This is a genomic window from Cystobacter fuscus DSM 2262 (genome assembly GCF_000335475.2).
Taxonomy (GTDB): domain Bacteria; phylum Myxococcota; class Myxococcia; order Myxococcales; family Myxococcaceae; genus Cystobacter; species Cystobacter fuscus.
Map to the genome: position 1 here is coordinate 472,215 of NZ_ANAH02000005.1, position 19,216 is coordinate 491,430.

General features: G+C 68.4%; 11 protein-coding genes. 5 read left to right on the top strand and 6 right to left on the bottom strand.

The window, feature by feature from the left end:
• Positions 1 to 91 precede the first annotated feature (91 nt).
• Positions 92 to 1,417, bottom strand: coding sequence for a nucleotide sugar dehydrogenase (locus D187_RS09465; RefSeq protein WP_043428961.1), 1,326 nt, complete (start codon positions 1,415 to 1,417; stop codon positions 92 to 94).
• Positions 1,418 to 1,474: 57 nt separating this feature from the next.
• Positions 1,475 to 3,550 carry a heparinase II/III family protein gene (locus tag D187_RS09470; RefSeq protein ID WP_020917910.1) on the bottom strand — a complete coding sequence of 692 codons (2,076 nt, stop codon included), beginning with the start codon at positions 3,548 to 3,550 and terminating at the stop codon, positions 1,475 to 1,477.
• 201 nt (positions 3,551 to 3,751) lie between these two features.
• Here D187_RS09470 and D187_RS09475 point away from each other — a divergent pair, with 201 nt between their 5' ends.
• The gene (locus D187_RS09475; RefSeq protein WP_051256280.1) at positions 3,752 to 4,771 is read left to right on the top strand and encodes a histidine kinase dimerization/phospho-acceptor domain-containing protein; all 1,020 of its coding nucleotides are present in this window, start codon (positions 3,752 to 3,754) and stop codon (positions 4,769 to 4,771) included.
• 4 nt (positions 4,772 to 4,775) lie between these two features.
• Here the strand turns inward: D187_RS09475 and D187_RS09480 are convergent, their stop codons facing one another.
• A complete protein-coding gene (locus D187_RS09480; protein WP_002627869.1) occupies positions 4,776 to 5,408 on the bottom strand; it encodes a DedA family protein in 633 nt (210 codons plus the stop codon).
• Between the two features lie 179 nt (positions 5,409 to 5,587).
• Here D187_RS09480 and D187_RS09485 point away from each other — a divergent pair, with 179 nt between their 5' ends.
• The 3 genes from D187_RS09485 (at position 5,588) to D187_RS49715 (ending at position 9,256) form a co-directional block, all read left to right on the top strand.
• Positions 5,588 to 6,355: an EcsC family protein gene (locus D187_RS09485; protein ID WP_002627872.1), complete on the top strand. Its 768-nt coding sequence runs from the start codon at positions 5,588 to 5,590 to the stop codon at positions 6,353 to 6,355.
• Positions 6,352 to 7,386 (top strand): M48 family metallopeptidase, encoded by a 1,035-nt coding sequence (locus D187_RS09490; protein WP_002627874.1) that lies wholly within the window; start codon positions 6,352 to 6,354, stop codon positions 7,384 to 7,386. The genes D187_RS09485 and D187_RS09490 overlap by 4 nt, the downstream gene beginning before the upstream one ends.
• A gap of 172 nt (positions 7,387 to 7,558) precedes the next feature.
• Positions 7,559 to 9,256: a CHASE3 domain-containing protein gene (locus tag D187_RS49715; RefSeq protein ID WP_162159633.1), complete on the top strand. Its 1,698-nt coding sequence runs from the start codon at positions 7,559 to 7,561 to the stop codon at positions 9,254 to 9,256.
• A 5-nt stretch (positions 9,257 to 9,261) separates the two neighbouring features.
• Here the strand turns inward: D187_RS49715 and D187_RS49720 are convergent, their stop codons facing one another.
• The 3 genes from D187_RS49720 to D187_RS09515 form a co-directional block, all read right to left on the bottom strand.
• Positions 9,262 to 15,363, bottom strand: a complete 6,102-nt coding sequence (locus D187_RS49720) for an Ig-like domain-containing protein (protein ID WP_002627877.1) — start codon at positions 15,361 to 15,363, stop codon at positions 9,262 to 9,264.
• Positions 15,364 to 15,517: 154 nt separating this feature from the next.
• Positions 15,518 to 17,098 carry a M4 family metallopeptidase gene (locus tag D187_RS09510; RefSeq protein WP_002627879.1) on the bottom strand — a complete coding sequence of 527 codons (1,581 nt, stop codon included), beginning with the start codon at positions 17,096 to 17,098 and terminating at the stop codon, positions 15,518 to 15,520.
• 485 nt (positions 17,099 to 17,583) lie between these two features.
• Positions 17,584 to 18,393 carry an alpha/beta fold hydrolase gene (locus D187_RS09515; protein WP_245591655.1) on the bottom strand — a complete coding sequence of 270 codons (810 nt, stop codon included), beginning with the start codon at positions 18,391 to 18,393 and terminating at the stop codon, positions 17,584 to 17,586.
• A gap of 128 nt (positions 18,394 to 18,521) precedes the next feature.
• Here D187_RS09515 and D187_RS09520 point away from each other — a divergent pair, with 128 nt between their 5' ends.
• Entirely contained in the window at positions 18,522 to 19,154 is a 633-nt protein-coding gene (locus tag D187_RS09520; RefSeq protein WP_043428962.1) for a TetR/AcrR family transcriptional regulator, read from the top strand.
• Positions 19,155 to 19,216 lie beyond the last annotated feature (62 nt).

A 19,216-nucleotide genomic window follows, 5' to 3' on the forward strand; every position in this document is an offset into this window, starting at 1 on the left:
AACAGGCCCCGGGGTGACACCTCTCTCGAGGCGTCACCCTGGGGCCATCCACGCGGCTGGACGGCGCCCCGCGCCATCCGCTCGCGTCAAACTAGGCCTTGGTCACCTTCTCACGCCCGGGGCCCACGTTCTTGCAGGCATTGCGCGTGTCGACGATGACGCCGGAGTGCTTGACCACCTCGGCGTAGTCGATGTTCGAGTGGTCGGTGAGGATGAGCACCGCGTCATAACCGGCGAGCGTCTCCGGGGTGAGCGGCACGGACTTCATGTTGAAGTTGAAGCCGTGGCCCTCCTCCAGTTTGGGCACGTACGGATCGTGGTAGTCCACCTCGGCGCCCGTGCCCTTGAGCAGGGTGATGACGCGCAGGCTGGGGCTCTCGCGCATGTCGTCGATGTCCTTCTTGTACGCCGCGCCGATGCAGAGCACCTTGGAGCCGTTGAGCGTCTTCTTGACCTTGTTGAGCGCCTCCATGGTGCGCTGCACCACGTAGTAGGGCATCTGCTGGTTCACCTCGCCGGCCAGCTCGATGAACTTGGTGTGGAACTCGAACTCGCGCGCCTTCCACGTGAGGTAGAAGGGATCGATGGGGATGCAGTGCCCACCCAGGCCCGGGCCCGGCGTGAAGGGCATGAAGCCGAAGGGCTTGGTGCTGGCGGCCTGGATGACCTCCCACACGTCGATGTTCATGCGGTCGCAGAGCATCTTCATCTCGTTGACCATGGCGATGTTCACGCAGCGGAAGATGTTCTCCAGCAGCTTGGACAGCTCCGCCACGCGGGTGCTCGACACGGGCACCGTGTCCTTGAGGGCGCTCGCGTAGAGCGCCTGGGCCACCTCGAGGCACGCGGGCGTGTGCCCACCGACGATCTTCGGAATCGTCTTGGTGTTGAAGTTCTTGTTGCCCGGATCCTCGCGCTCGGGGCTGAAGGCCAGGTGGAAGTCCACGCCCGCCTTGAGGCCGCCCTTCTCGAGCAGCGGCTTGAGCACCTCGTCCGTGGTGCCCGGGTACGTGGTGGACTCGAGGATGAAGAGCTGGCCCTCGCGCACGTGCGGCGCGAGCGCCTCGCCCGTCTTGATGATGTAGCTCATGTCCGGCTCACGCGACGCGGTGAGCGGCGTGGGCACGCAGATGATGATGCAGTCGAGCTCCTTCGCCTTGGCGAAGTCCGTGGTCGCCGTGAGCTTGCCCGCCTGGGTCAGCTCCTTGAGGGGCTCGCTCTTGATGTGCTTGATGTAGCTCTCACCCTTGGCGATGCTCTCCACCTTGCGGGAGTCCACTTCCAGCCCCGTCACCGGGAACCCCGCTTCCGCGAAGGCCATGCCCAGCGGGAGACCCACGTAGCCCATTCCCACCACGCCCACCTTCGCCTCACGCCGACGGATCCGAGTCAGCAACGGGCTCACCATAACGCGCATCTTCTCACCCTCCACCTGAGGGCATGCGGGTCTTCCCGTCATGCCCATCCAAGACCATCACCCGAAAACAACCACCCACCGCAGCCACGCCGGAGGCGACAACCGCGCTCCGAACACCACCACCCGCGACTCCTCGAGGAGCCCGTAGCCCGGTGAATACCGGGACGTCTCCAGTCGCGGGCTCACACCCCGCTCGAAGAGCACCACCGCCACGGGAGAGCCTTCTGGCCCCAGCTCCACCGCGAGCGGTTCGAAAGTCCGCGGGGCCTGGGGAACTCGCAGCGCCCGCGCCAGCTCTCCGGCCGTGGGCTCTCTCAATCTCGCCTCGCGGTCCGGAAGGTGGATCCGGCTCACCACTTCGTGAAGCCCCACCCCGACGAAAGAATCGCTGACTCCCAGCGCGCGCTCGCGCTTGTCGAGCACGAAGGTGCGCTCCACGCCCACGGGCGAGGACAAGAGCCGGTAGCCGTCATGCCGCGCGATGAGGCGATCCAACCCGGAGCCCGTCTGGAACACCTCGACGCGCGCCCGCGCCGCCTCGGGCAGCGCGAACAGGCGATGCGCTTCCAGCCGCGCCTGCTCCAGGCCATCCACCTGCGGCGTGTTGTGCGCGGCCGTGGAGCGCATGGCATTGCGCACCGAGGGATCGCGCGTATACGTGCCCGTGCCCGGATCCACGATGACGGGGCGCCCGTCCAGGTGCAGCTCGAAGGAGAGCTTGTCGTTGTGGCTGTGCCCCCCCACCCCGCCCTGCCCCTGGGCCCCGGCACTCACCGTCACCACCGCGCCCGCGCCGCGCAGCACGTGGAAGCCACCCGCGGCGAATCCCGTGGAGACCGCGGGCGCGGCGGCCGGGAGGGCCTCGAAGAGGGCCAGCCCCGGCTGCCCGAGCAGCCACGCCGCCTCGTCCGGATACTCGCCCCCGGCAAGGGACGCGTCGCCCAGGAGGGCGGCGCCCAGCGGCACCAGGTAGCCCTGCTCGCGGGGCTCCCGCTCCCGGAAGGGGAAGACGCGGCCCGAGTCGTTGTCGCCAATCTGCGGCGCGAGGCCTCGCTCGGAGCACCACGCGCGCGAGGCCGCGAACATGCCGCGCAGGCGCTGCGTGTAGACCTCGCCCAGCTCCACGCCCTGGGAGCGCGCCACCACGAAGGCCAGCGTGAAGAGCTCCACCGACAGGCGGTGGTAGGGCACGGAGCCCTCGAAGGAGCTGCCGTCCGGGTGCACCTGCGCTTCCACCTGGGTGCGCAACCCCGCCGCCGCCAGCGCCACCTGCCTCGGCGCGTCCGGCAACCGGGGAAACAGCAGACCCACCACGAGCAGGCCCACGTGGTTGGAGACGAGGTGGTTGTTGGGCACCGCGCCCCCATCCTCCAGGTGCGTCTCCACCCAGGCCGAGTGCTCGGCGAGCGCTTGCAGCACCGGCACGAGGAACTCCGGCCGGCGCGCCTCGGGCGCATCCGCGAACATCCACAGCGCCTGCGCCAGGTTGGCCCCGCGCAGCGCCACCTCCATGGCGCACGTCCAGTGCACGCCCTCGCCCACGGGGTTGGCCTGGAGGAAGTCCAGCGTGCGCGCCACGAAGTCGCGCGCGAAGGCACGGCGCGCGGCCTCCTCACGCTCCACCCAGTAGCCCTGGCCGAGCGCCACGAGGCAATCCAGCCGCCCCAGCTCCCACGGGTACTTCGGATCCACGCCCGGCTGCGCCAGCTTCAAGCGCTCCACCGGCACCACCGGGTAGCGGTAGCCGCTGCCCACGTCCAGGGACCAGTCCACCGGCTGGCCCTCGCCAAAGCACACGTGCGTGCCGAAGACATCGAACTCGCCCCGGAACGCGGCCCGGGCCCGCGCCAGCGCCCGCTCCACCGCCCCCGGCATGCGCTCGAGCGCCTCCAACACGGAGGCCCGCCGCGCCACGTCACACCAGGCGCCCCCCGCCCCCACCTCCAATGCCCGGTCGGCCAGCGCCTCCGCCGAGTCCACGCCGAAGGCCGCCAGCAGCCCCCGCTCGTCGAGCCGCTCGCGCTTCTTGTAGAGCGCCTGCCGCGCCACCCCGTGGACCCGGCGCACCATGCCTCGGGCGAGCCCAGCGGGTGCCAGCCTTGCGATCGTCGAGTAGTAGCTCAGCGTGCTCATCGCGCTCCGTTCCTTGCCGGACGCATCCATTAGCAATTGGTCTGCCACGCGTTTTTCCGAGGCAAGGAGCTGCCCTGGGGGCCAGGGTGCACCCCGGAGGCCAGTAAAAAGGTGAGAGGTGAGGGCCCACGGGGTGGAAAGGTTTTCATTCCCTGGCTCCCGGTGTTCCCTGAAGAAGGAGCATTGCGTCCACCCCGCGCCATGCCCATTCCTCTGGATGTGCTGGATGGTGCTTGGAGCGGGCAAGAGGTGGGTAGGGGCGTGGGCGCCTCCGGGGTGGAGCGGCTGCTGTCGGCGATCGCCGAGCAGGCGCTGCACCACGGCGCGAGAGCGGGCTTGAACGCCCTCGTGGAGGCGGCCGTTGGCCTCACGGGGACGAGCGGGGCCGCCTTGCATGAACAGGAGCTGCGGATCGCGCTGCGCGGCCAGGAGCCTCCTGAGTCGGCCCGGGCCCATCCCTGGCAGCGCTTCCACGAGGGGCGCGCGGTGCTGGTGCTCGGCGAGCCCTGCCGGGATCCGCTCCTGCGCCAGCACCTCTCTCGGTTGACGGTACTGGGCGACGCGCTGCTGGCGTCCCTGGCGCGCGAGGACGCGGGCCGGGCCGAGCAGAAGAGGCTGCGCCAGGAGCGGCTGCGGCTCGTGGAGCAGCTCGCCGCGCGGGAGCGCGCCTGGTCCCGGGCGGCCCATGACTTGAGGACGCCCCTGCTCGTGCTCCAGGGCTACGTGGAGATGATGATGAAGGGCATGGCCGGGGAGCTCAGCCCGCCCATGAAGCGCTACCTGGAGCGCATGCGCCAGTCGGCGGGAGATCTCAACACCCGGCTCCAGCGGCGGCAGCGGGGCGATGGACCTCCCGCGGTCGATGGACGGCCCCTGTTGAGCGCGGCCTTCGGTCCCGGACGGCCGTGCGCCGCGCGGCTGGAGCTGCCCGAGGAGCCCATGCGCGTGCGGGCTCCCCGGATGACCCTGGGGTTGATGGTACGGGCCCTGGAGCGGCTGCTGACGGGCGCGGGCGCCTCGGAGACGGTGATGCGGGTGGACCTGCCGGAGGGGGCACAGCAATGGCGGCTGCGCGTCCAGGCCCAGGTCGTCCGTCCTCCCCTTCCCCGCGCCCAGGCCTCGCTGGAGCGGCTCGCGCGTCGGGCGGAGGGTCAGGTCTCGGTGGTTCAGGAGGACACGGGGCTCGAGCTGACCGTCCTGCTGCCGCGCCTGCCGGAGTGAAGGCTCAGGCCTTCCCCTCGGGAGCAGCACCGAGGATGCGCGAGGCCCGAAGCGCGGCGCGCTGCTTCCACCAGCGGCGCACGAGCACGGCCACGCCCACGGCGAACACGAGAGCGAGCAGCCAGCGCAGCCCGCCCTGCACGTCCGCGAGCACCCGGGGACCGAAGCGCACACCCAGCCAGGTCATGCCCAGGGCCGGAATCCAGGCGGCGGAACCATCGGCCAGCACGAACTGGCGGTAGGGCAGCCGCGTGGCGCCCGCGAGCAGGTAGGCCGGAGCGCGCAGTCCCGGCAGGAAGCGCGCGAGCCACACCGCCAGGGGCCCGCGCCGCATGTACATCTCCTGCAGGAGCGTGACGCGGGCGGGCGGCAACATCCTGGCCAACCTCGGATGGGTGAAGACCCGAGGGCCGAGCGCGTAGCCGATCCGGTACAGCGCGCTGTCTCCGGCGAGAATGCCCAGGTAGGCGGCGAGCACCATGATGGGAAAGCTCGCGCCGCTGCGCGCGACCACCAGCCCTCCGGTGAGGACGACCAGCTCCTCGCTCAGGGGCGCACCCACCCCGCACAGCACGAGCAGCAGGAAGACGGCGGGATACGAGAAACCAGCGATCCACAGGGCGATCTGCTCTTCCACCGAGCCTCCTGACGGCTACAGGGTGCGCATTCCGCGTCAACCGGAGAAGGGACGGGGCCCGAAGCCCGCTCCCCTGCCTGCCAGAAACAGCCCGCGAGCGATCGCCCCATGGCTGGCGCGGAGTAGTATCCGCCTGGGCACCATCCCACGGTGTCGTTCCACCTCGAGGGGGGAAATCCATGAAAGAGGCAGAGGATCAAAGCCAGGGGCAGAAGCTCCTCTCGGCCGTCGAACGCATCATCTCCGACACGGACAGCCTGATCGCACTGGCCGAGGAGTACCTGGGACAGGCGCGCAAGAAGAAGCTCGCGAGCGAGGCCGAAACGCGTGAGGCCGCCGCGGCCGCGGTGGTGAGCTACTTCTCCACCCGTGCCGCCATCTCCGGGGGACTGGCCGCGGCGCCCGCCCTGATTCCGGGCGTGGGCAGTCTGGCCGCGGTCCTCGGCGGAACCCTCGCGGACATGGGCTTTCTCCTCAAGTACGAGGTGGAGATGGCGTTGGTGCTCAGCCATCTCCACGGCTTCGACATCCGGAAGGAGGAGGAGCGGCAACTGGCCTTCCTCCTCGCCTCGGTGGGCACCTACGACGCCAAGAGCGGCCGCAACGCCTTCCTGGACATGGCCCAGGTCGAGGGCATCGCCCTCTGGAAGTATGCCCCGCACGAGGTCTCCAAGATGTTGGTGAGCGTGATGACCCGGATCGCGCTCCTCCAACTCTCCAAGAGTCTGGTGCGTGCCCTGCCCCTGGTGGGCATCGCGGTGGGCTCGTCGATGAACAAGGTCCTCACCTCCCGCGTCGGAGATCGCTGCATCCAAGAACTCAGGACGCGCCGCGAACTCACCGGACAACCGTCCGGAGAAAACGAAGACGACGTGGTGGATGCCACGGTGCGTGAATCGGCGGAGGAAAAGCCCAAGCGGCGCGCCTCCGGTGGGAGGAAGTCATGAAGCACGAGTCCCATGCCGAGCTGGCGGCGGCCCTCTGGCCAGACAAGAAGGATGTCCCCGTCAAGTTGCTGACGTGCCGTCACTGCGGACGGCGCAACCGTGTCCAGGTGCCCAAGGCCGTGCTCGAGCCTTCGCGCTGCGAATGCGGGGCGTGCGGGCAGGCGCTGTTCCTCACCCCCGAGGAACCGCTCACCCGCATCAGCTCGAGTGCCTATGAGCACTCACTGGATCGCTCGACGCTGGCGGCGCTCAAGGCGCTGCCGGGCTTCCCCGCCCTGGTGCGCTGGCTGATGTCCAACCTGGGCGAGCGCAGCCTGCGGCTGGAGTGCCTGTCGTCCACCGTCATGTGCGGAGAAGCACAATTCCCGGAGCTGGTGAAACTCCTCGAGGAGGCTCGCCATGGCCTGGACTTCCCCAGCCAGCCGACGCTGTTCCTCTCCGAGTCCCCCCATGCCAACGCGGTCACCTTCGGCACGGAGGAGCCCGCCGTCATCGTGTACGCGGGCCTGCTCGATCACCTGGACGACACCGAGGTGAAGTCCGTGCTGGGACATGAGCTGGGCCATCTGCACGCGGAGCACGGCCTCTACCGGACGGTGGCCCTGGTGCTGGCGGGTGGCAGTGGCCTGCTGGGCACCGTGGGACAGTGGCTGAGCTTTCCGTTGCAGAAGGCACTCTACAAATGGATGCGCTGCTCCGAGTTGACCGCGGACCGCGCGGGCCTGCTCGCCTGCCGTGACCTGAGCGCCTCCCTGGGCGTGCTGATGAAGCTGGCGGGAGGCCACCGGCCCGGCACCCGCCAGCGCACGAAGATGAAGCTGGCGCCCTTCGTCCAGCAGGCGCGCACGCTCGCGAAGCAGGAGGAGTCGAGCTGGTTCGACGGCCTGCTGGCGATGCTCCTCACGATGAACCAGAGCCACCCCTTCATCGCCTGGCGGGTGATGCACCTGCTGGAGTGGGTGGAACACGGCAACTATCTGGACATCCTGTCCGGCCACTATGAGCGCGCCAAGAATCCCGTCGCGGCCTGAGAGCACGGGCGAGGGTTCGCCCGCCTCCCGTCCAGCACCTCAGAATAGGAGTGATCCAGGGGCGTGTTGCCGATGGGTTGCCCATGCCAGGGCATGGCGGGGGTGCTGATGACGGATGGCGGTGCCAACACCTCGTGCTTCTCGTGCCAGCGCCCTTGGGGGGAATCGGTCGATGAGACGTAAGTTGCCGCTTCAGCCGGCCGGGCTGGCCCTCGTCGCCAGCCTGCTCCTCGCACTCCTCCTCTGGGCCTCCAACCGCTCCTGGCAAAGCCTCATCGAAGCGGAAGCATGGGTGAAGCATACCCAGGACATTCAACTCGCGACGGAGCGCCTCCAAAGCATCCTCGTGGATGCCGAAACAGGCCAGCGTGGCTTTCTCGTCACGGGCGATGAGTCCTATCTCGCCCCCTACCAGGAGGCACTGGGAAGGTACCAGGAGGTCCTCGCGGAGGTGCGACAGCTGGCCGCCTACAGCCCCGCTCAACAACAGCGGGTCGAGAGGCTCGAGCCCCTGGTCGAAACGAAGATGGAGGAGCTCGCGAGCACCATCCAACTCCGGCGGCAGGAGGGGGGCGAAGAAGCGGCCCTGGCCATCGTTCGCACGGACCTGGGAAAGAGAACCATGGACGAGGTCCGCGGCGTTTTCCAGGAGGTGAACCAGGAGGAGCAACACCTTCTGACGGTGCTGGCGGCGCAGGCGCAACACCGCGGGCACGAGTTACGGCTCTTCATCTTCTCGATATGCGTCACCCTGGCCCTCGTCGGTGGCTCGGCCTGGGCGGGCTACCGTCGGCAGGCCCTGGCGGAGGCGGCGCTGCGCGAGAGTGAGGAAAGCTACCGCCAGCTCACCGAGAACAGCCCGGACATCGTCACGCGCTACGACCCGCGGCGTCGGCTCATCTATGTCAACGCGGCCACCTGCCACGCCATGGGCCATGGTCCCGACGAGCTGCTGGGTCGGACCCCTCATGAGCTGGAACTGTCTTCCGAGGCGCTGACACTCTGTATGGAGGCACTCGACAAGGCGTTCGCGGGCGAGGACGCGACGATGGTCGTCCCCGTCAGGGATTCGCGCGGAGAGCGTTGTTTTCAGACGCGCTTCGTTCCCGAGCGCGACGCACACGGCCAGGTGGTTTCCGTGCTGACCATCAGCTGGGACGTGACCCGGTTCGCGCGCCAGCGGGAGGAGGAGCGGCAGCGTGCGGACTTCGCGCAGCAGATCGTCGGCATCGTGTCCCACGACCTGAAAACCCCCCTCAACGCCATCCTCCTCTCCACGGCGTCGTTGCTGCGCCGCGAGTTGGACGAGAAGACGACGACGGCCGTCGTCCGCATCCACTCCGTCGCCGAGCGTGCCAGCCGGATGATTCGAGACCTGCTCGACTTCACGCAAGCCCGGCTGGGCCGCATACCCATCGATCGCAGGCGGGTGAACCTCCACGAGCTCGCCCACCATGCGGTGGAGGAGGTGCGGTTGGCGCATCCGGACAGGTCGGTGGAGTTGAACCTCGAGGGAGACGGGTGGGGCCAGTGGGATGGAGACCGGCTGGCCCAGGTTCTCTCCAATCTGCTGTGTAACGCGCTGGCCTACAGCCCCCCGGACACGCCGGTACGGGTGGAGGTACGAGGCAGCAGCGGCGACCCCGTACTCTCCATCCACAACATGGGCGAGCCCATTCCGCCCGAGCTGCGCTCGCGGCTCTTCGAGCCCATGCAGCGAGGGGCTTGCTCCAACCAGAAGAGCAGCCGGAGCATTGGTCTGGGGCTCTTCATCGTGAAGCACGTCGTCATGGCGCACGGCGGCCACGTCGAGGTGGAGTCCTCGAAGGAAGCAGGGACGACCTTCCTCGTGCGGATGCCTCGGGCCTGAGCGGGTCAATTCACCTTGACGGAGATGGACGCCGACGTGGTGACGTTGCCCGCCGCGTCATGGGCCCTGGCCGTCAAGGTGTGCATCCCCTTGGAGACGAGCAGCAGACTCCAGCTCACGCTGTAGGGCGCCGTGGTGTCCGTGCCGATGACGGTGCCTCCGTCGTAGAACACCACCTGGGCAACCCCCACGTTGTCACTGGCACTGGCCTGCAGGGTGGCGCTCAGGAAGAGCGAGGCCCCGTTGGTCGGCGAGGTGATGGCCACGGTGGGCGCGACATTGTCCACCGTGACAATCCGACCCGCGGACACGGTGACGTTGCCCGCCGCGTCGTAGGCCCGCGTGGTGAGCGTGACGGCACCGCCATTGGCCACGGTCGTCGTGTCCCAGCTCACCCTGTACGGTGCCGTGGTGGCCGTCCCGAGCAGCGTCCCCCCCGCGTAGAACTCGACCCCCACCACGCCCACGGTGTCGCTGGCGGTGGCGCTGACCAGGACGGTGCCCCGGACCCGAGCGTTCTCCGCGGGAGTGGCGAGGGCCGTCGTCGGCGCGGTGTTGTCGAGGGTCACCCCTACCCCGGCGGAGGTGTGGACATTGCCAGCACGGTCATGGGCCTTCACCGTGAGGGTCTGGACCCCGTCCGCCACGCCCGTGGTGTTCCAGCTCACCGCATAGGGCGCGCTGGTGTCGGTGCCGAGCAGCGTCGTGCCTCGGTAGAACTCGACCTTGGAGAGCCCCTGGTTGTCGCTGGCGGTGGCCTCGAGCACGACAGTGCCCCGCAGGAACAGACCCTGAGCGGGTGCGGTGAGCGCCGCCTCCGGCAGGAGGTTGTCGGTGTTCACCAGGACCGCGCCCGAGGTGCCGACGTTGCCGGCTCGGTCATGGGCCTTCGTGGTGAGTGTGTGAGCCCCATCCGCCACCGCGGTGCTGTCCCAGCTCATCTCATAGGGCGCGCTGGCATCCGTGCCGAGCAGCACCCCGTCCGCGTAGAACTCGACCCTCGTCACCCCTCCGGTGTCACTGGCGGTGGCGCTGATCTGGACGGTTCCCCCGACCTGGGCGTTGCGCGCCGGAGCGCTGATGCTCGTCACCGGCGAGGAGTAGTCGACGGTCACCCCGACGCCGGCGGAGGTGCGGACGTTGCCAGCCCGGTCATGGGCCTTCACCGAGAGCGTATGGGCCCCCTCCCCCACGGTCATGGCGAACCAGTCCACCGTGTAGGGCGCGCTGCTGTCGGCTCCGATCAGCGACCCATCCACGTAGAACTCGACCGTCACCACCCCTCCAGTGTCGCTGGCGGTGGCCTCGAGCAGGGCGCGGGTCTGGAGGAACATTCCCTGCGTGGGAGAAGTGAGGGCCACGTCCGGCGGAGTGTTGTCGACGTTCACCCCGACCGCGGGCGAGGTTCCGACGTGCCCCCCGATGTCGTAGGCCCTGGCGGTGAGCGAGTGGGCCCCGTCCACCATGGCGGTGCTGTTCCAGCTCACCTCATAGGGCGCGCTGGTGTCGGTGCCGAACAGCGCCCCGTCCGCGTAGAACTCGACCCTCTCCATGGGCTGGGCGCTGGAGGCCGTCGCGGTCACCACGACCGAGCCCCGCACCCGCGCGTTGTTGGCGGGAGCGGTGAGTGCCACCACCGGGTTCACATCCACCGCGAAGGCCAGGTCGTCATGGTCGTCCAGGATGCCAACGCTGCACGCCGAGCCGCTGGAGCCGCCCGAGCGGAACTGGGCGCGCACCGCCTGCAGGAAGCCCGAGGGCAGGACATACTCCGCCGAGAGCACCTGGGGCCCCGTCGCACCCGGCCGCAACGTGGTCAGGTACGTCCACGAGGGGTTGTTGGCATCGCTCGCGGAGAACAGATCGAGCGCATCCGTGGAGGTGCTGAGGGCGTCGACGTGGACCTCGATCCGGACGCGCCGGCCCTGGCCGAAGAGCGCTCCATTGACCTCGGACACCTTGAGCCGCTGGATGTGATGCCCGGTGCCGCTGTTTCCCGCTCCGTCGGAACAAGTCCCATTGATCGTGTTGGGCCCATTGGACTCCAAGGAGGACCGGCCGCTCACGAGCAGCGTGGTGTCACAGACGTTGTTGGGCGTGGCGCACGTCGGCACGCGGAGCGCGGCATCGTACACGGCGCCGCCAGACGGATTCGTGGCCACCGCGACCTCGGCGCTCGTCGCCATGTTGTCCACCCTGTCATGGGCCCTGGCGGACAGGGTGTGGCTCCCGCTCGCCCACGCGTTGCTGTCCCAGTCCACGGCGAAGGGCGCCGTCGTGTCGCTCGCCAGCAACACCCCATCCACGAAGAACTCGACCCGGGCCACACCGGAGGCGTCGGTGGCATTGGCCGAGATCGTCACGGGCCCGACGAGCGTCGCGCCGCTGGTGGGCGCGGTGATCACAACCGAGGGCGGCGTGAGCTCGGGCACGGTGGTCACCGGCACCTGCGCCGAGGTCGCCACATTGCCCGCCGCGTCGTGGGCCCTGGCGGTCAGCAGATGGTTCCCGCTCGCCCACGAGCCACTGCTCCAGTTCACGGCGAAGGGCGCCGTCGTGTCGCTCGCCAGCAACACCCCGTCCACGAAGAACTCGACCCGGTTGACGCCCAGATTGTCCGTGGCGTTCGCGGAGAGGAGCACGGACCCGCTCACCCGGACGCCCGGGGCGGGTGCGGTGATGGAGACCTCCGGCGCGGTGAAGTCATTGTTCGTCGTCACCGTCACCGGTTGCGAGGCCACCACATGCCCGGCCAGATCTCGCGCCCGGGCCGTCAACGTGTGGCTGCCGTTGGCGACGCTCCGGGTGTCCCACACCACGCCGAAGGGTTCCGAGGCATCCGTTCCAATCAAGGTCTGCCCGTCATGGAAGTCCACGGCCACCACGCCGAAGTTGTCACTCGCCGTGGCCGACAGCGTGACGTTGCCCGTCAGCGTCGCGCCCGGGGCGGGCGCGGTGAGCACGGCCTGGGGAGGAACGGAGTCTGTCTCCTGAACGACCGGGAAGACCAGGTCATCGCGATCGTTGAACGAGGCCTCTCTCGGATCCTCGGCGCAGGCTCCGGGGCCTATCACCAGGTTGAAGGCCGCGCGCACGGCCTGCAAGCCGCCAGCGGGCAGGACGTACTCCGCGGACAGCGTCTGCGCGCCCACCGTCGTGGGCCAGACCGTGGTGATGTAGTTCCACGAGGGCTGGGTCGCATCCGCCGTGGAGTACAGATCCAGCCTGTCATAGGGCAGCGACTGGGTATTGGCGACCACCACGTCGACCTCGATCCGGACCCGCTTGCCCGCGGCCAGGGCCGTGCCGTCCTGGCGGATCACCCGGATCCGGGAGACCGACTCGGCCTGCGATTCCGTGCGCGTGCCGTCGAGGCACCCATCCAGGGTGTTGGGTGTGTTGAGCTCGGGACCGAAGAACTGTCCCCGTCCCTGGACCAGACCGCGGGTGTCGCAGCGCTCCGCCACGCCGTCGCATCGGGGAGCCTTCAAGACCGGATCATAGCGCGCGTTGCCCGCGTTGCTCGCCATGAAGGTGATGGGCACGCTCGTCGCCGACTGGCCCGCTCCGTCATGGGATTTGACGCTCAACGTGTGGCCACCGTTGAACACGCTCACCGAGTCCCAGGCGAGAGCGAACGGCGCCGTCGTGTCGGTCCCGACGAGCATGCCATCCACGAAGAACTCCACCTTGGTCACCTGCCGGTCATCGCTGGCGGCCACCTCGACGGACACGGTGCCACTCACGGTGGCCCCGGCGGCGGGCGAGGTGATGACGGGCTCGGACGGTGGGGTGAAGTCGTTGTCCACGAGCACGTTCACGGTGCTCTGCGCGACGTTGCCGGCCACGTCGTGGGCGAGCGCGGTGAGGGTATAGGGGCCGTTGGGCAGCGTCCGGGTCGCCCAGCTCCACGTGTAGGGAGCCTGGGTGTCCGTCGTGAGCAGGGTCGAGCCCGCGTACAGCTCCACGCGCTGCACGCCGAAGTTGTCACTCGCCTCGATCCTGATGGGGACCACGCTGTCCACCGTGGCGCCTTCCCCTGGCGAGGTGATGGCCACGGCGGGCGGCGTGGGATCCGGATCCTGGCCCACCGCGAAGACCAGATCGTCATGGTCCGTGCTCCAGCCATACCGGACGCAGGTCTTGGTCGCGGAACTCATATCCTCGGTCAGCACGCCCCGGATGACCTGCATGCCCCCCAGGGGGAGCAGGTACCTGGCCGAGAAGACCTGGAGACCCTCCCCCGCCCACAGGGTCGCGATGTGGGTCCAGACGGGATTGCTCGCGTCGGCCGCGGCGAGGAGCTCCAGGTGCTCGTAGGTCGCGTAGTAGGCGCTCTTCTTCACGAAGATCGTGGCCTGGATCGTCACCTCCTTGCCCGCCTGGAAGGTGGTGCCATCGCTCGGGAAGACGAGGAGCCGCTGCAGCGAGGGGGTCTCGAGGTACGTGCCCCCCTGCCCGTCCGGGCAGAGGCCACCCAGGGTGTTGGGCGCGTGGGGCTCGGGGCCGGAGCTCGCCCGTCCCTCCAGGAGCCGTCCCGAGTCGCACCTGCCGCCCACCGCCGTGCAGACAGGCACTCCCATCGCGGGCTCGAACAGCGCCTCCCCGGCGTTGGCGAGCGTCACCTCGACCGGGGTGCTCACCCCCTGATTGTAGTGGAGATCATAGGCCCGGGCGGAGAGCACCACCGGACCGTTGAGGGTGGTGAGGCTGTTCCACGCCAGCGCATAGGGCGCCGTGGCATCCGAGCCGATCAAGCGGTCGCCGAGGAAGAACTCGACCTTGGCGATGCCCGATTCATCCGTCGCGGTGGCGGACAGGTGCACCGTGCCGCTCACCGTCGTACCGACGGCGGGCGCGGTGAGAAGGACTCGCGGCGGAGCCTGGTCAGGCCCGTTGCCGCGGGCGTACAGGAGCCGATACGTCGGGTCGGAGGAACCCGGGTACATCACATCGGGCGTGGCGCGGGTGATGAGCTCGGTGGAGACTTCAGCGGGCGTGGCCTGGGGATGCGCTTCCAGGTAGAGCGCCGCCACCCCCGCCACATGCGCGGCCGCCATCGAGGTGCCGTCGAGCATCTGGGTGCTGGTATCGCTGGTGCCCCAGGCCGAGGTGATGCCGACGCCTGGCGCGTAGAGGTCCACGCAGCCGCCGACGTTGGAGATGGAGGCCACGGAGTCATTGGAGTTGGACGCGCCAACCGTCAGCGCGGCGGGCGTCCGGCCAGGAGACAGCAGGCACGCGTTGAGCGAGCCCACCCTGCCCGCCGAGACCGCATAGGTGACTCCGGCGTTGATGGAGCGGGTGACCGCGTCGTCCAGCGACGTCGTCGCGGAGGTGGACAGGCTGATGTTGGCCACCGCCGGCTTCTCGTGGTGGACCGTCACCCAGTCGATGCCCGCGATCAGATCGGACACGTAGCCCACGTTCTCGCAGTCCATCACCCGCACGGAGTGCAGGGTCACCCCCTTGGCCACCCCATACGTCGCCCCACCGATGATTCCCGCGATGTGCGTGCCGTGGCCGTCGCAGTCGTTGGAGCCGTTGCCGTCATCGTAGGCGGTGAAGCCAGGGACCGCTCGCCCACCGAACTCGGAGTGGGAGAAGCGGATGCCCGAGTCGATGACGTAGGCGTGGACTCCGCTGCCGCTCTGATCCGGTTGGTACGTCCCGTCCAATGGCCGTTCCCGCTGATCGATGCGGTCGAGTCCCCAGGGCGCGTTCGACTGCGTGCCCATGAAGGAGAGCCTGGAGTCCTCCTCCACATAGCGCACGCGCGGATCGTTGCTCAGCTTCAGCGCGGCGGCCTCGGACATCGTCACGGCGAAGCCCTGGAGGGCACGCGAGTACACGTGCTTCACGCTCGCCCCGTGAAGCGCGGAGAGCCAGGCCACCTGGGCCCGGGCCACGACCTTGTCGTCGAGGACGACGATGTAGCGGCCAGGCACGGCCTTCTCGGTCTTCAGCAACCGGCTGCCCGCCACGAAGACCCGGGCCGTCTCCGGCTTCCGCGAGGCTTCCGCCTCACTCGTCGTGCGTTCTTCAGCCGTGGGTGTACACGAAGCGTGCACGAGTGCCGCCGCGAACAACGTCACCAGGAACCGCATGGGTCTCCCCCGCGAAGCAAAACCTCTTTCCTGGATTATTGTACAATTCCAGGAAGATTGGATCGCGACCCATGCGAAAAACCTGGTCCGAGGGGAGAAGGGGGCCTGTCCTCGCTCTGGAGCAGGCCCACCGGGTTGCCGCGTACCGGCCGGTTCAGAACGGACGGTGTGCACCCCCCGCCGCGAGGGCGGGAGGAGGTGTGATGCCCACGCCGACCGCCTCCCAGGCCGCCGTCACGGAGCCCGTGGAGTAGGAGAGCTCCTGCGCGGCCTGCTCGGTGTACGCCTTCGCCTGGGCGAAGGTGGTGCTCGCGGTGAAGTAGTCCGTGCCCGCCTTGTAGAAGATCCGCGCCGCCTGCTCCACGCCGATGCCCGCCACGGTGACGCTCGTCTTGCCCCGGGGGTGCAGGCCTCCCTTGGACAACAGCGCGAAGGCCAGATTGCTGATGCCCGAGCTGTAGTGCACGCTCGTGCTCGAGGTGTAGTCGGGGTAGTAGTCCAGCGAGCGGCCGTCGTTGCGCGGATCATCCAGGTAGCGCAGCGCATCCCCCGCGGTGGCCGGCGTCCAGGAGACCTCGCCCAGCTTCCAGATGTCGGGCCCGGTGGACCAGCCCGTCTCCCAGCTCGAGCAGAAGACGGCGGCGATATCGGACATGGACTCGTTGAGGCCACCGGACTCACCCGTATAGACGAGGCCGGACTCGGCACCGGTCACCGCGTGGGTCATCTCGTGGAAGATGATGTCCGGGTCCGAGCATGGGGCATCGAGGGTGCGCCCATCACCATCGCCACACATGATCTGGGAATAGCCATTCCAATAGGCGTTGGCGAAGTTGCGCATGAAGTGGACGCTGGCCACCAACGGCGCGCCCGCGTTGTCGTACGAGTCACGGGAGAAGAGACCCTGGTAGCAGGCGTAGAAGCGGCTCAGGTTGTCGTAGGCCGCGTCCACGATCGCGTCGCCCGTGGGGGCCTCTCCCTCCTGGCGCACCAGCACGTTGCCACTGTTCGCCCTCGAGTAGATGGCACGGTCCATCGCCTCGTGGTGGTCCGAGAAGCGCAGGACGAGGGTGCCCTCCAGGGCATCGATGAACACGTGCTCCCGCACGCGCTCGCCACCCGACGCGTCTTCCACCACCAGCTCGTAGGCCAGCTTCAGCCGCGAGTCCGTGCTGGAACGAGCGTACTGGAGCCGGGGCTCGCCCCGCACCCGCTCACCGCCCGGGACGAGCGCGAGCGCGGCGTGCTCGAGGGCCTCGTGCGACAACCTCGCCTGGGCGGGCAACGCCACGGCCTCTCCACCGCGCGCCGAGCCGTTGGCCGCGTAGATGCGCCCGAGTTCATCCAGGTGAATGATGAGTTCCTCGCCGAACACGGGCAACCCATTCAAGGTACGCGAATAGCGCACGTGGGTGTGGCCCCGCTCGTCGCGGGAGCTTCGCCGCACGACGAGGTCCGAGGCCCGCAGGCGGAACACCGGAGCGATGGCGGCCAGGGGCTCGCGCGCGGAGCCACTCGCCCGGCCGAAATCGCCCCGAATCATGAAGGGCACCCCGTCCCCATGCGCGCCGATGATCCGCGCGGAGGGCAGCACGGCGAGCGCGGAGCGGACATCCTCTGGAAGATCCGGGGCAATGACTTGCGTGGCGTCATCCACGGCGGGCTCGGGGAGTGTGGTGCCTCCACAGGCACCGAGCGAAAGCGAAACACAAGCGGCGAACAGGGAGTGGCGCATGGGGACTCCTTCATCAAGGGTGAGAGACTCCGCTGGAGAGGAAAGGAAATGGGATTCACTGCACCGTGAAGAGCAGGTCGTTCAAGTTGATGGAGTCCAGGTGGCCACCAATCACCTCATCCTCATGCACCTTCCCTCCGGGAGAGGTGTGGCGCAGAGCAGGATGCATGCCGACTCCCCAACCCCTCAGGATTTCAATGATGCCGGCCTCCCGCTGAAGCCCCACTGGAGCATGGGTGCGGCAACGCCCGCGCATGAAAATGTAAACAACATTTACACAAGACAAACCAGACCCATCAAAAACGATGGGTTTCGCCTCCGCTCATTCACTGTCGTGAATTCGGACACTTCAGAGGGTCTGGAGTCTGATCAGACCCCAGCCCTCTCGGCTCTTGAAACATGCGAATGAAGACTAGCACGAGCCCATGTCTTTTTTGTTTTCCTGGTTTTGATTTCTTGGTTTTGACACCTCCCGTGGCCCTGGTTCAGCCCACGGTCCGCGCCTCGCGAGCCGTTCCCTCGACCTCGGCGAAGAAGCCCTTCACCGCCTCGAGGATCTGCCCGGGCTGGTCGATCGGCGCCGCATGACCCGAGTCCCTCAGCTCCTGGAGGCGGGCGTCCGCGAGGAGGCTGGCATACGCCTTCTTCGCGGACAGCGGGGTGTAGTCGTGGTCGGAGGCGAGGACCAGGACCGGACAGGAGATCTCCTTCAGGCGCTCCAGGACACTCCAGCCGACGAGCCCACGGGTCGCGCGCTGGTAGGCGCCCGGCTCGTTGGCTCCGATGGACTCCTCGACCCGCTGCCGGAGCACCGCCTGTTCCGGCTTGGGAAAGAGCTTCGGTGCGATCAGCCTGGCCAGGGTCCTCGGTCCGAGCGTCTTCAACAGGAGCATCCGCGTGGCGAACATGAGCCGCATGCGCAGTGTCCGCGGAACCATGTCGGGCCCGCTGTTGATGACGGTCAGGCTGCGCACGAGCGCCGGCCGCTCCACCGCGAGCTGAAAGCCAATCATCCCCCCCATCGACAGCCCGACCACATGCACACGGGTGAGACCCAGGCGCTCGCAGAGAGCGGCCATATCCCGGGCGAAGAGCGGCACCCCATAGGGCCCCTCCGGCTTGTCGCTGCGTCCGTGGCCTCGGACATCCGGAACCAGCACCCGGTGGTGCGCCGCGAGCCCAGGCGCGACGAGCTCCCAATCCCGTCCCGAGGAGCCAAGTCCATGGAGGAGCAACACAGGCTCGCCCGCACCGGACTCCTCGAGGTGCAGCGACAGGTCATCAAGCTGAATCATGGACATGGACAGGGCCTCGGGTTCCGATGGGCTCCTGAACGATCGATCTCCCATTCGAACGATTGAACAGAGCCAGCAGGGTGTGTTATCCACTTCGACTGAACGAACGATCGTTCAGAAGGCGAATCATGCGCTCCCTGCCCCGGTCACGTCTACAGATCCAGAAGGCGACCCTTCCGGCAACGGTGCCCGAGGGAACTCGGCGGCGGGTGTTGGAGACGGCCCTGCGGCTCTTCGCGAGCCAGGGGTTTCATGGCACGTCGATCCGGGATGTCGCGAAGGCGCTGGAGCTCCAGCCGAGCGCGCTCTATGCGCACTTTGCCTCCAAGGAGCACATCCTCGCGGAGCTCGTCCAGCTCGGCCACGAGGCGCACCACGAAGCGCTCCGCAAGGTGTTGCTGAGCGCGGGCACCGAGCCGGAGGCGCAGGTCCGAGCGCTCATCCGGGCCCACACCGTCATGCATGCGACCCACCCGCAGTTGTCGGTCGTGGTGAACGAGGAGAGCCACGCACTGCCACCCGAGCTCGCCGCACCGGCGATGGCGCTGCGCAACCAATCCACCGCCTTGCTGCTCGAGGTGATCGAGCGGGGTGTGGCCATGGGACGGTTCACGCCTCCCCACGCGGTTGCAACCGCGGCGGCGATCTCCGCGATGGGGGTGCGCCTCCCGTACTGGTACGAGCCGGCTGGCACGCTCGATGTCGACACGCTCGCCGATATCCACGCCGAGTTGGCGCTCCGCATGCTGGGAGGACGCTGAAAGCGCAGCACCTCCGCGCCCACCCCGCGCGCTCCAATGAAGTGCCCACACTGAAGCAGGAA